Source organism: Actinoplanes sp. SE50/110 (assembly GCF_900119315.1).
In the GTDB taxonomy this organism is placed as follows: domain Bacteria; phylum Actinomycetota; class Actinomycetes; order Mycobacteriales; family Micromonosporaceae; genus Actinoplanes.
In genome coordinates this window covers 3413122-3426155 of the sequence record NZ_LT827010.1, presented here as the reverse complement: position 1 = coordinate 3426155, position 13034 = coordinate 3413122, and the positions used below count along the sequence as shown (strand labels likewise).

The 13034-nt window shown below is 72.1% G+C and carries 10 protein-coding genes; 4 read left to right on the top strand and 6 right to left on the bottom strand.

What is annotated here, in order from left to right; all coding sequences use genetic code 11:
- Positions 1–276: 276 nt before the first annotated feature.
- Genes ACSP50_RS15190 through ACSP50_RS15180 form a run of 3 tightly spaced genes read right to left on the bottom strand, consistent with a single transcriptional unit; the run spans position 277 to position 3415 of the window.
- Positions 277–1377: a DegT/DnrJ/EryC1/StrS aminotransferase family protein gene (locus tag ACSP50_RS15190; protein WP_197688140.1), complete on the bottom strand. Its 1101-nt coding sequence runs from the start codon at positions 1375–1377 to the stop codon at positions 277–279.
- 17 nt (positions 1378–1394) lie between these two features.
- Positions 1395–2360 (bottom strand): NAD-dependent epimerase/dehydratase family protein, encoded by a 966-nt coding sequence (locus ACSP50_RS15185; RefSeq protein ID WP_014690099.1) that lies wholly within the window; start codon positions 2358–2360, stop codon positions 1395–1397.
- A complete protein-coding gene (locus ACSP50_RS15180; RefSeq protein WP_014690098.1) occupies positions 2357–3415 on the bottom strand; it encodes a Gfo/Idh/MocA family protein in 1059 nt (352 codons plus the stop codon). The genes ACSP50_RS15185 and ACSP50_RS15180 overlap by 4 nt, the downstream gene beginning before the upstream one ends.
- Positions 3416–3667: 252 nt before the next feature.
- Here ACSP50_RS15180 and ACSP50_RS15175 point away from each other — a divergent pair, with 252 nt between their 5' ends.
- The gene (locus ACSP50_RS15175; protein WP_014690097.1) at positions 3668–4267 is read left to right on the top strand and encodes an acyltransferase; all 600 of its coding nucleotides are present in this window, start codon (positions 3668–3670) and stop codon (positions 4265–4267) included.
- A gap of 86 nt (positions 4268–4353) precedes the next feature.
- On the opposite strand, the gene ACSP50_RS15170 is transcribed toward ACSP50_RS15175, so the two are convergent.
- A complete protein-coding gene (locus ACSP50_RS15170; protein WP_043511474.1) occupies positions 4354–6114 on the bottom strand; it encodes a hypothetical protein in 1761 nt (586 codons plus the stop codon).
- Between the two features lie 162 nt (positions 6115–6276).
- Here ACSP50_RS15170 and ACSP50_RS43935 point away from each other — a divergent pair, with 162 nt between their 5' ends.
- On the top strand, positions 6277–7530 hold the full coding sequence (locus ACSP50_RS43935; RefSeq protein ID WP_014690095.1) for an acyltransferase: 1254 nt from the start codon (positions 6277–6279) through the stop codon (positions 7528–7530).
- Between the two features lie 889 nt (positions 7531–8419).
- On the opposite strand, the gene ACSP50_RS15160 is transcribed toward ACSP50_RS43935, so the two are convergent.
- Together ACSP50_RS15160 and ACSP50_RS15155 are read right to left on the bottom strand one after the other, a co-directional pair.
- On the bottom strand, positions 8420–9637 hold the full coding sequence (locus tag ACSP50_RS15160; protein WP_014690093.1) for an MFS transporter: 1218 nt from the start codon (positions 9635–9637) through the stop codon (positions 8420–8422).
- A gap of 8 nt (positions 9638–9645) precedes the next feature.
- Positions 9646–10755 (bottom strand): DegT/DnrJ/EryC1/StrS aminotransferase family protein, encoded by a 1110-nt coding sequence (locus ACSP50_RS15155; protein WP_014690092.1) that lies wholly within the window; start codon positions 10753–10755, stop codon positions 9646–9648.
- 329 nt (positions 10756–11084) lie between these two features.
- Between ACSP50_RS15155 and ACSP50_RS15150 the strand changes: the two genes are divergently transcribed.
- On the top strand, positions 11085–12020 hold the full coding sequence (locus ACSP50_RS15150) for a thiamine pyrophosphate-dependent dehydrogenase E1 component subunit alpha (RefSeq protein ID WP_014690091.1): 936 nt from the start codon (positions 11085–11087) through the stop codon (positions 12018–12020).
- The gene (locus tag ACSP50_RS15145; RefSeq protein WP_014690090.1) at positions 12017–13027 is read left to right on the top strand and encodes an alpha-ketoacid dehydrogenase subunit beta; all 1011 of its coding nucleotides are present in this window, start codon (positions 12017–12019) and stop codon (positions 13025–13027) included. Before ACSP50_RS15150 ends, ACSP50_RS15145 begins: the two co-directional genes overlap by 4 nt.
- The last annotated feature ends 7 nt before the right edge of the window (positions 13028–13034 follow it).

Sequence of the window (13034 nt, the reverse complement as noted above, 5' to 3'; positions counted from 1 at the left end):
CCCACCGCCGCACACACCCGGCAATGCTGGCCGCGTACCGGGGACTCGCTCCGAAAGGCACGGCCTGAAGCGCCGGCGGTGGCGGACCGCCGGGTCCGCCGCTTGCGACGGACCGCCCGGTTCGCCGTCACTCGGCAGACCGCCCGGTCCGCCGGCACTCGGCAGTCCGCCCGGTCCGCCGGCATCCCACGAACCCTGCGGTCCGCCGCCACCCGACGAACCGCCCGTGCGTCGCCATCCGGCAGACCATCTGGTCCACCGGCGCCGCCAGCCCGGTCAGGCGAGGTCGCGCAGCACCCCCACGATGTGCTGCTGGTCCTCGTCGGTCACCCGGTGATGCAGCGGCAGGATCAGCGAGTCCCGGGTGATCCGCTCGGTGACCGGCAGCGGTCCCGGCGTCACGTCGGCGTAGGCCGGCTCCAGGTGGGCCGCCATGATGCCGCGCCGCGCCGACACCCCGCGCCGGGCGAGTTCGGCCAGCACCTCGTCCCGTCCGGTCCGGTACGGCGGGTCGAGCAGCACCCAGAACGACTGGTAGTTGGTCTGGCCGTGGGCCGGGTCACGCACCGGCACCAGGCCGTCGATGTCGGCCAACAGCTCGTGGTAGCGCGCGGCGAGGGAACGCCGCTGCGCGACCAGACCGGCGAGCCGGCCGAGCTGGACCAGGCCGACCGCGGCCTGGATGTCGGTCATCCGGTAGTTGTACGCGGTCTCCAGGTACGCCTCGAGGACCGGCTGGCTGCTGGAGTGCCGATCGGCCGCGGACACGTTCATCCCGTGTTCGCGGAGCCGGCGCAGCCGGGCGGCGACGTCCGGGTCGTCGACGGTGACCATGCCGCCCTCGCCGGTGGTGAGCACCTTGCGCGGGTGGAACGACCACGCGGCGACGGCCGCGCCGGTGCCGGCCGGTGCCCCGTAGGCGGTGGAGCCGGCGGCGCACGCGGCGTCCTCGACCAGGGCCACCCCCCAGGCTTCGGCGGCCTTGCGCAGCGCGACCGTGTCGAACGGCACCCCGCCCTGGTGGACCGCGATGACCGCGCGGGTGCGGTCGGTGCGGACCGCGTCGATCGTCTCGACGGTCAGGTTGCCGGTGGCCAGGTCGACGTCGGCGAAGATCGGCGTGGCGCCGACGTAGCGCACGGCGTTGGCGGTGGCGATGAACGACAGCGACGGGACGATCACCTCGTCGCCGGGGCGCAGGTCGAGCAGGACCAGGGCCAGGTGCAGGCCGGTGGTGCAGGAGCTGACCGCGACCCCGTGCGCCGCGCCGACGGTGGCCGCGAACTCCTTCTCGAACCGGGCGACCCGCGGGCCCTGGGCGACCCAGCCGGAGCGGACCGCGTCGGCGGCGGCCTGCGCCTCTTCCTCCCCGAGCATGGGGATCATCACCGGGATCACTGGGAGGACCGCCACCAGTCGACGAGCTGCTGCAGGCCCTCGTGCAGGCCGATCTCGGCGCGGAAGCCGATCACGTCGTAGGCGCGCTGGGTCTCGGCCAGGCGCCGGGTGACGCCGTTGACCGCGCGCGCCGGGCCGTGCTCCGGCTGCAGGTCGGATTTCATCACCGCGCTCAGCGCGGCGGCCAGCTCCTTGAGGCTGGTCTCGGCGCCGGAGGCCACGTTGAACACGTCGTCGGTGACATCGGCCTGGGCGGCCAGGATGTTGGCCCGGGCGATGTCGGCCACGTGCACGAAGTCCATGGTCTGCAGGCCGTCGCCGAGGATCAGCGGCGGGGTGCCCGACTCGATCCGCTCCATCCAGCGGATCAGCACCTCGGTGTACAGGCCGTGGATGTCCATCCGCGGGCCGTACACGTTGAAGTAGCGCAGCGCGACGTAGTCGAGGTCCTTCATCGCCTTGAAGCTGCGCAGGGTGGCCTCGTTGAAGGCCTTGGCTGCGCCGTAGAACGTGTCGTTGTTGTACGGGTGGTGGCGCTCGGTGGTCGGGAACTGCTCGGCCAGGCCGTACACGGAGGCCGACGAGGACGCGATCACCTTCTTGACCCCGGCCTCGGCGGCCGCCTCGACCACGTTGAAGGTGCCGTCGACGAGCACCTCGTTGGCCAGCCGCGGCTCCTCGGCGCACTGGGTGATCCGGATCGCGGCCAGGTGGAAGACCAGGTCCTTGCCGGCGGTGACCGAGCGGACCAGGTCCACGTCGCGGATGTCACCCTCGACCAGGGTCACCGGGCCGTTCTCGATGGCCCAGGCCAGGTTCTCCCGGCGGCCGCGGACGAAGTTGTCCAGGACGACGATCTCGGCGGCCCCGCCGCGGACGAGTTCGTCGACCACATGCGACCCGATGGTGCCGGCCCCGCCGGTGACCAGGGCGCGCGCGCCCTCGATCGATACTGCCGTCACGCCATGTGCCCTTCGTCGATCGTGATCATCGTGCCGCCCTCGGTGAGGCTACGGGAGGCGGCCTGCAGCAGCTGCAGCACCCGGAGCCCGGAGCGGCCGTCGGTGAGCGCGGGGGTCTTGGTGGTGATCGCCCGCGCGTACTCGTCCACCATGGTGCGCAGCGCCTCCCGCTCGGTGAGCGCCGGCGCGACCATGTCGCCGGAGCGGTACGAGATGAGGATGTCGCGGCGCTGCTCGTCGCCGAGCTCGTCCGGGGAGGCCACGTCGACGCCCCGGTCGTAGATGGCCAGCCGCTGGCTGGGGTTGAGGTCGTCCCACACCAGGGTCCGCTTCGAGCCGCCGAAGATCGCGGTGCGGATCTTCACCGGGGACAGCCAGTTGACGTGGATGTGCGCGATCGCGCCGTTGCTCAGCTGCAGCGTGAGATAGGCCACGCAGGCCCGGCCGGCGCCGATCCCGTCCGCGCCGTGCGCCGCGACGGCCACCGGGGTGACGCCCTCGGGCAGCACGAAGTCGAGGATGGACAGGTCGTGCGGGGCGAGGTCCCACAGCACGTCGATGTCCCGCTGGACCAGGCCCAGGTTGATCCGCACCGAGTCGAGGAAGTGCAGCTCACCCAGCTCCCCGGCGTGCAGCAGCTCACGGATGCGCAGCACCGCGGGGGTGTAGCAGTAGGTGTGGTCGCACATCAGGGTCAGGCCGCGCTCGTCGGCCTCCTCGACGAGCTGGCGGCCCTCCGCATAGGTGGCCGCGAGCGGCTTCTCCACCAGGACGTGCTTGCCGGCGCGCAGCGCGGACAGCGCCACCTTGAGGTGGGTGCCGGCCGGGGTGGCGATCGCCACCGCCTGCACGGCCGGGTCGGCCAGGATCTCTTCCAGATCCGCGGTGACCCGCACCGTGGAGTATCCGCCGAGGACCCGGCGGGCCCGGTCGGTGTCGAGGTCGCACAACCAGTGCAGCCGGAACTGGGGGCTGGCCTGGAAGTTGCGGACGAGGTTGGGGCCCCAGTACCCGGCCCCGATGACGGCGATCCCGATCGGCTCGGACGCGTTCAACTGACTTCCGTTCTGTGTCAGGGCAAATCTGTGTCAGGTCAGCAGGACTCATCAAACCCTTGGCAAGCTATCGATCCCCTTAGGAGCGACGCTAGATCGCTGTCGGATAACCGCGCGCCCGGAGGGCAAGCCGATCCGTTCGGTCGTTCCGGGTCGCCCCAACGGTCACATCGCCGGCCCGCGTCGCCTTCCCGACATCGCTTCGGGAGGCCCTCCGCTACCCTGTCCGCGACCTTACGTGAGAGGCGTTTCATGACTGACGTGACCGTGGCCGCGACGGCCGATGTGGACCCGCGCGCCGAGATCGGCGAGGGCACCCGGATCTGGCATCTGGCGCAGATCCGCGAGCAGGCCACCCTGGGCCGCAACTGCAACATCGGCCGCGGAGCGTACGTCGGGCCCGGCGTCAGCATCGGCGACAACGTGAAGCTGCAGAACCACGCGCTGGTCTACGAGCCGGCCGTGCTCGGCGACGGCGTCTTCGTCGGCCCGGCCGCGGTGCTGACCAACGACGAGTACCCGCGCTCGGTCACCCCGGACGGCCGCCTCAAGGACGGACACGACTGGACCGCGGTCGGGGTCACGATCGGTACGGGCGCCGCGATCGGCGCCCGCGCAGTCTGCGTCGCGCCGGTCACCGTCGGCCGCTGGGCGCTGGTCGCCGCCGGCGCGGTGGTCACCAAGGACGTGCCCGATTTCGCCCTGGTCGTCGGAGTCCCGGCGCGCCGGATCGGCTGGGTCGGCCGGGCCGGCAAACCGCTCACCGCGAAGGGCGACGGCATCTGGGTCTGCCCGGCCACCGGCGCCCAGTTCACCGAGACCGACGGCATCCTGACCGAAAACGAGATCTGAAAACCATGGCTTCGTACGACGCGGAACTGATCGTGGCTACGCCGGAGCGCCACCCCGTCGTGGTGGGCGGTACCCCGGCGTAGCGGCTATTTCTCCCCGATCGCCAGCAGGTTGACCAGGAAGGCGACGGTGGCCGGCGCCGGGGTGGCCCGACCGGCGAGCACCTCGCCGAGCCAGGCGTCGCGGACCAGCCCGGTGTCGCGCAGCGGCGCAACACTGTCCGGTTCGGATCGCCAGTGCTCGACCACCAGGGCGGCCATCTCGCCGGCACCCAGCTGCGGGCGCCCCTGGCCACGCACCTTCTGCCGGATCTTGCGGGCCGCCTTCTGCGCGGTCACCCGGTAGGCCGCGGTGCGCGCCGCCAGTCCCGGTCTGCCGAGCCGGTTCGGGATCAGCCCGGAGTCGAGGGGCACCGCGGCCAGCGCCGGGTCGAGCAGGCTGATCAGCCGGCCGGTGAGCAGCCCGTGGCGTTTCTCCTCGGGCCTGACCGCGTGCGCCAGCTGGATGAACCGTCGGTCGAACATCGGGTTGACGAAGTGCCGGTTGGCGGCGGCCACCGACCCGTGCGCGCCCGACCAGCGCTGCATCCGCTGATACAGGTAGAAGTGGTCGGTCGCGGCCAGCCAGTCGGTGGGGTACCCGTCGAACGACGCGGTGATCAGCTCGAGGGCGTCGGCCCGGGCGGACGCCGCGAAGTCGGGCGCCAGGGCCTCGGACTGCACCGCCTCGTTGGCGTACAGCCGCCAGGTGGCCAGTTTCTCGATCAGCCGCGGCCCGGTCGTCGCCCCGCCGGGCTGCCCGAAGTAGTAGAAGCCGCGGCACGTCTCGCCGCCCAGCCCGGACAGCCGGTGGCCCTGCTCCAGCTGGGTCTCGGCGCGCAGCAGCGGGGCCAGGGCGAGCGGGCTGGCCATGCAGTCCAGTTCCCGGGCGGCGCGCACGGCCAGGGCGAACGCCTCGGCCGGGGTGACCGCCGGGCCCTCGTCCATCCAGTGCACGTGCAGTTTCATGCCGGTCATCGCGGCGAGCCGGCCGGCGAACCGGGAGTCGGTGCCGCCGTGCACGTCCAGGGTGAGCGCGGGCAGCCCGGCGCGCAGCCCGGCCGGGATCGCGGCGAGCAGCACCCGGGTGTCCTGTCCCCCGGTCAGCTGCAGCACCGAACGCGGGTGGTCGCGCAGATACGCCTGGTGGAATGCGGTCATGATGGCCGCCTGTTCGACGGCCGCCTCCTCGAGCGAGGGGGACGGGCCGTCCACGGCGAGGGACTCCTCGACGTACCGGTGAATCAGGATCCGACCGTCGTGCAGGACCGCGAGGCAGCCGGCCGGGACCTTGTGCACGCCGGCGAAGACCGTGCGCAGGCCGACCTGCCAGCCGACCAGGCTCTGCACGGCGAGCGCCGGCCGGTCGAGATCGGCCTCGGCGAGCGCGCGCAGCGCGAGAGCACTGGTGGAGACGGCCGCGACGCCCCGGCCCTGCCACCAGAACAGCTGGCGGAAGCCGAGCCAGTCGGTGGCCGCGATCACCGGCGCGGCGGCGCCCTCGCTGTGCGCCGCGGCGAACGGCGGGACCAGCGCGGCCAGCAGCGGGCCGTCGGCCTTGACACCGTCGCGCAGCAGCACGCCGAGGGCCTCGGTGGAGACGTCGCCGGTGCGGGTGCGGGCGGCCTTGCCGAGGCGGACGGTGAACGCCCCGCTGTCCTGGTCGATGCGGTCACCGTGGTCGGCGCCGCCGGTGGCGACCCAGCCGGTGGACGTGCGGGTGACCACCGGGTCACCGCTGAGGCAGGCCAGGACCGGGGCCGGGGCGACCGGCGCGAGCGCACCGGAAACCGCGAGGAACGATCTCACCGAAGATTTCCCGTCATGCGGCCACCCTATCGTCCACATCGGCCCTGCGAAAAGCGCCGCTGCCTCGGCGAAAACCGACATTAGACCCGCATTTCCCGTACGACGTCTGTCATTCTTCCGACGAGCTGGAGAATTGCTCGGCGGGCGTGGTTTACTCCCCTGATGCGGGCTCCAATCTGGACGCGGCGATCGGTCGACGAGGCGTTCTCCGCTCCGGGCAACAGTTTCGGTTTCCTTCGTCTGCTGTTCGCCTTCGCGGTGCTGGTCTCCCATTCGCTGCCGCTGGGTTACGGGCGGGAGGATCCGGGCGGCGGGCTCACCCACGGGCAGACCGTGCTCGGCGAGATCGGCATCCTCGGCTTCTTCACCATCTCCGGTTTCCTGATCACCCGCAGCGCCGGCCGGGTCCCGCTCCCCCGCTACCTGTGGCACCGCGGCCTGCGGATCCTGCCCGGCCTGTGGGTGTGCCTGATCGTCACGGCGCTCGTGGTCGCCCCGGTGGTCGCGCTGATCGAGCACGGCAGCGTGGCCGGGGTGTTCGCCGAGCCCGGCGGCCCGTTCGGCTACGTGTTCCACAACCTGGCCGTCGCGATCCGGCAGTACGGGATCTCCGGCCTGCTGCGCGACACGCCGTACGGGCGGCTCACCGGTGAGTCGGTCTTCGACGGCTCGCTGTGGAGCCTGATGTACGAGGTGTTCTGCTACTTCATGATCGCCGGGCTGGCCCTGACCGGCCTGTTGAAGCGGGCCCGCTGGGTGGTCGCGGCACTGGCCGGCGGCCTGTTCGCGGTGATCGTGCACGACTTCCTGACCGCGCCGCGCATCCCCGGCCCGCAGGGGGTGCACGGCCCGTTCCTGGGCATCGGCGGGATCGACACGTACTCGCTGGTCTATCTGACCTACGTGTTCCTGCTGGGCGCGCTGTTCGAGCTGTACCGCTCCTCGATCGTGCTCAACGAGCTGGGCGCGATCGTGGCCGCGGTCATTCTGCTCGGCACCACACAATGCGGCGGATTCGACGTTCTCGGCTACCCGGCCTTCGCCTATCTGACGCTCTGGCTCGCCATTGCGCTACCCGCCCCATTCCGGCGCATCGGGGTGCGTCAGGACTACTCGTACGGTTTCTACATTTACGCCTTCCCGGTCCAGCAGCTGCTCGCCCTGCTCGGCGTCCCGGCCTGGGGGCTGCTGCCGTACATCCTGCTGGCCACCGCCGGCACGCTGGTCTTCGCGATCCCGTCCTGGCACCTGGTCGAGCGGCCGGCGATGGCGTTGAAGCACTGGTCGCCGCGTCAGCGGACCACCGCGGGCGACCAGGCATCCGGGACGAACACCGCGGGCGCGCCACTGCCGTTGGCCGGCACGGTCCAGACGTCGCTGGCCGACGGACCGGTGCCCGAGCGCGGCAGGCCGTAGAGCACGTGCCTGTCGTCCAGCCACTCGATCTGGTCGTCGACGCTGTGCCTCTCGGCGAGCAGCGTGGACCTGCCGGTCGCCAGGTCGTACACGGCGATCGACCAGACACCCGGGGCCTGGCCGTGGCGGGTCTTGAAGGCCACCCGGGTGCCGTCCGGCGACAGTGACGGGCACTCGGCGTCCTCGCGCAGCGTGGCGAGCTCCCGGCTCTTGAGGCTCCCGCGTACCAGCCAGGTCTTGTCGCCGGAGGCGGCGGTGGCGTAGAAGACGTCGTCGTCGGCGAACGTGACGCCCCACAGGTTCCGGTTCTTCGCGGTGGTGCGCTTCCCGTCGACCGACAGGGCGAAATCCGTCTCCAGGTTCAGGCTCCTCCCGCCGTTCAGCGGCGTGACCAGGGTTTCGGTGGAGAAGTCGCCCGGCGAGGAGTAGGCGTGCCCGGACACGAACGTGGTGGTCGCCACCCAGGAGCCGTCCGGGGCCAGCCGGGCGCGGCTGGGCACCCCGGACAACGGCAGGGACCGGCGCACCGACCAGTCCGGGCCCAGCACCTCGGCCCGGTACGTGGTGACGAAACCGACCTCCGCCGACAGGCAGACGGCCTCGCCGCGGTGCGCGTACACCCGGTCGCAGGTGACGCCGGTGAACGCGCGCGGCCCGGCCGGGGCGGCGAGCGGCACCATGGCCACCCGGCCGTGGTAGTCGCCGATCGCGGTGCTGCGGAACACCAGGTGCGGCTGCGCCTCGACGGCGGCCGGGTCGGTCATCGGAACCGGTGGCGCGGCCGCGGCCGCCTGCTCCTGCCGGTGCCGGGTGCGCAGGACGACCAGCAGCGTGCCGGCCACGCAGAGCACGAGGACGACGGCGAACGCCGCCAGTTTGGTTCGCAGACTCACCTGTCGATGCCCTTCAGCAGCCATCCGGCCGCGCCGATGCCGACCACCAGGAAACCAGCCGCGATCACCAGCGCGTCGCGCGGGCCGATCGACTCCCACAGGGCGGCGAACGCCAGCGACACGGCGAACCGGGCCAGCACCACCACGGTCTGCGCGGCCGCGATGCCGCTGCCCCGGGCCTCGGCCGGAACCCGCTTGCTGATCAGCGCGGGCAGCACCCCGTCGGTGGCCGCGTAGTAGGCGCCGAGCAGGCCCAGCGCGACCAGCGTGGCGACCAGGCCGCCGCCGGACCGCCCGGCCACCAGGTAGGTGAGCAGCAGCACGGCGTGCCCGGCGAGGAACACCCGGGCCCGGCCCACCCTGTCGGAGAGCCGGCCCAGCGGGATCGCCAGGGTGAGGTAGACGACGTTGGTCCCGACGTACATCAGCGGGAACCAGCGGGCCGCGAACTCACCGCTGTGCTGCAGCGACAGGTAGAGGAACCCGTCGCTGACGGTGCACAGGCCGAGCAGGCCGGCGGCCAGCAGCGGCCGGCGCAGCCGCGGGCTGAGCAGTTCGGTCACCAGCCGCCGGGCCGGCAGGCCGGCACCCCCGGTGCGCCGGTCCGGCACGAAAAGCACCAGCACCGTGACTCCGAGCAGGCCGAACGCGAACGACGCGACGAACACCGAGCTGTAGCCGCCGGGTACCAGCAACAGCAGTCCGAAGGCGACCAGCGGGCCGAGCGCCGCGCCGACCGTGTCCAGGGTGCGGTGCACGCCGAAGGCGCGGCCCAGCACGGCCGGATCGGACGAGTCGGCGATCAGCGCGTCCCGCGGGGCGGTGCGGAACCCCTTGCCCAGCCGATCGGCGGTGATCACCCCGGTGATCGCGGCGAAGGTGTGCGCCGGGACCAGCGCGATCCGGCTCAGCGCGGAGATGCCGTAGCCGAACACCGCGACCCACTTGGGCCGGTTGGTGCGGTCGTTCAGGTAGCCGCCGAAAATCCGGACCAGGGCGCTGACGCCCTGGTACAGGCCGTCGACGACGCCGTACGCGAGCAGGCTCAGGCCGAGCTCGGCGGTCATGTAGAGCGGCAGGACCGCGGTCACCATCTCCGACGAGACGTCGGTGAGCAGGCTGACCACGCCGAGCAGCACCACCGTGGTGGCGACCCGGACCTTCGGACCGGCCGCCGGATCCTCGGCCGGCCGGTCGCGGAGCGAGAGATACACGCGGAGTGTCAGTCCTTCAGCGCGGTGGCGAGCGCCCGCACGGTCGCCTCCTGCTGCTCGGTGGTGATCTGCGGGTAGAGCGGAAGCGAGAGGATCTCGCCGGCCGCCTTCTCGGCGTGCGGGAAGCTGCCGGCCGGATACCGCGGGTCGGCGAACGCCGGGGTCAGGTGCAGCGGGTACGGATAGTGGATGCCGGCGCCGATCCCGGCCTCGTGCAGCCGGCCCAGCACCGTGTCACGGCGCCGCGGGCCGCCCGGGATGCGCACCACGTACAGGTGCCAGACGTGCTCGTTGCCGGCCAGGGTCTGCGGGAGCACGACGTCCACCCCGGCCAGCAGCTCGTGGTAGCGGGCCGCGGCGGCGCGGCGGGCGGCGCTCCACGCGGCCAGGCGGGTCAGCTTGGCGCGCAGGACCACCGCCTGCAGGGCGTCGAGACGGCTGTTGACGCCGACCACGTCGTGCACGTACTTCTGCAGGCCACCGTGGCTGCCCAACGTTCGTACCAGATCGGCCTGCTCGTGATCGGGGGTCAGCACCGCGCCGGCGTCACCGTAGGCGCCCAGGTTCTTGCCCGGGTAGAAGCTGGTCGCCGCCAGGCCGTCGGCGCCGGCGCCGCGGCCGTGCCGCAGCGCGCCCTGGCTCTGCGCGGCGTCCTCGACCACCGCGACGCCGCTGCCGGCCAGTTCGGTGCGCAACCGCGCGGCGTCGGCCAGCTGGCCGTACAGGTGGACCGGGACGACCGCCCTGGTCTTCGGGCCGATCGCGGCGAGCATGGCGTCCACGTCGACCAGGTAGGTCGCCGGGTCCATGTCGGCCAGCACCACCCGGGCGCCGATCCGGGCGACCGGCTCGGCGGTGCCGACGAACGTGTTGGCCGGGACGACGACCTCGTCGCCGGGGCCGACCCCGGCCGCGCGCAGGGCGAGCTCGACCGCGTCGGTGCCGTTGGCCACCCCGACGCAGTGTGCGGCGCCGGAGAAGTCGGCGAACTCGCGCTCGAACGCCGCGACCTCGGGACCGCCGACGAAACCGGTGGTGGCCAGGACCCGCTTGAAACCGGCGTCGACCTCCTCGGCGACCTCGGCGTGGGCGGCTTGCAGATCGACGAGCGGAATCATGGTGTGTGAACTCCCAGGGGTCCTGGCCGGAACGAGTCGACGGACGCTACTACCGTTCGGGGGTGCGGGACAGCGCAACTGACAGCTATCCGGCAGGCTCGATTACGTCACGGCAGGTCGTGATCGACTCGTCTACTGTAATCAGCGCCGTATGCGGCCCGGTGCCATCCGTTGGGTGCGGCGGACCGGCCGTTCGGCTCGTATTCGTCGATCCCCGGCGCATCCACGATGGCTGAAGGTGTCTCCAATGGACGTCCCGCCGTCGGTAGGGTCTGGCCCGATGGGATCACCCGCCCCCGCGAGGGCGGTCATGGGGAGGGCACAGTTTGATGTCGACGGCGCTCGCGCCGGCGCGGACCGGGGGCGACGAGCGGCTCACCGGATTCGCCGGCGAACCGCTCGCCCACCGGAGGTACCGGCGCATGCGGTTCATCCGGCGGTTCGAGGAGACGCTGCTCCAGCTGTTCGAAGAGGGTGCGCTCAACGGGACCACGCACGCTTGCATCGGACAGGAGGCCGACGCGGTCGCCGTCACCGAGCACCTGGCCGCCGGTGACCACATCTTCAGCAACCACCGGTGTCACGGGCACTATCTGGCCCACTCCGGGGACGCGCTGGGGTTGCTGGCGGAAATCATGGGCAAGGACGCCGGGGTGTGCCGGGGCATGGGCGGCAGCCAGCACATCTGCGCCCCCGGCTTCAAGTCCAACGGCGTCCAGGGCGGGATCGTGCCGAACGCGGCCGGGATCGCGCTGGCCCACCAGCTCGCCGGCAGCGACGCGGTCAGTGTGGTGTTCATCGGCGACGGGACGCTCGGGGAGGGCGTCGTCTACGAGACGCTGAACATGGCCGCGCTGTGGAAACTGCCGCTGCTGGTGGTCTGCGAGGACAACCGGTGGGCGCAGAGCACGCCGATCGCGGCGAACCTGGCCGGTGACATGGCCGCCCGGTTCGCCGCGTTCGGGGTACCGGTCCGCGAGGTGGACAGCACCGACGTCGAGGAGCTCAGCGCGATCGCCGGCGAGGAGGTCGGCGCGGTCCGCTCGGGCACCGGCCCGCGGGTGCTGCTGATCCACACCTACCGGCTGTGCCACCACTCCAAGAGCGACGACGAGCGTCCGGCCGACGAGATCGCCGAGCACTGGCTGGTCGAGCCGCTCGTCGTGCACGGCCGCCGGCTCGACGACGCGGACCGCGCACGGATCGACGACGAGGTGGAGACCGCGCTCGACGAGGTCGTGGCGACGGCGAGGGCCCTGCCGTGATCTTCGCGAAGGAGCTGGGTGACACGCTGCGCGGCGCGCTCGGCGACGACGAGCGGGTGGTGCTGCTCGGCGAGGACATCGCCGACCCGTACGGCGGCGCCTTCAAGGTGACCCGGGGCCTGTCCACGGCGTTCCCGCAACGGGTGCGCACCACGCCGATCAGCGAGGGCGCGATCGCCGGGATCTCCGCCGGGCTGGCCCTGGCCGGATACCGCCCGATCGCCGAGGTGATGTTCGGCGACTTCCTCACCCTGATGTTCGACCAGGTGGTCAACCACATAGCCAAGTACCAGGCGATGTACGCCGGACAGGCCACCTGCCCGGTCATCGTGCGCGCCGCGACCGGCGGGCACCGTGGCTACGGTCCCACGCACAGCCAGAGCCTGGAGAAGCACTTCCTCGGCGTGCCGCACCTGCGGGTGGTGGCGGCGTCGCTCTACCACGACCCGCGGGTGGTCTTCGCCGACTTCCTCAGCCGGGACGAGCCGGTGCTGTACGTGGAGCACAAGCTGCTCTACCCCCAGCACCTGACGCTGCCGGCGGGTGGCATGGTCGGCGATCTGATCGCCACCGCCGACGCCTCCCCCGGCATGCTGCCGACGATCCGGCTGTCCGCGGTGCCGGTGCAGGACTGCACGGTCAGCGTCCTGGCGTACGGGTATCAGGCGATGCTCGCCGCCCGGGTGATCGAACGCCTGGCCATCGAGGAGGAGATCTTCGCCGAGCTGGTCGTGCCGGCCCAGATCGCCCCGATGGACTGGGCGCCGGTCGAACGCTCCGCCGCGGTCACCGGCAGTCTGGTCACCGTCGAGGAGGGCGCCGACGGCTGGTCGTGGGGCTCGGAGGCGGCCGCGGTGATGTCCCGCCGGTTGTTCGGCCGGCTGCGCCGCCCGGTCGACGTGGTGGCCAGCGCGCCCACCGTCATCCCGTCGTCCAAGGTCAAAGAGGCCGAGGTGCTGGTCGGCGCCGCCCGGATCGAGGCGGCCGTGCGCGCCGCCGCCCGTTAAGGAGACA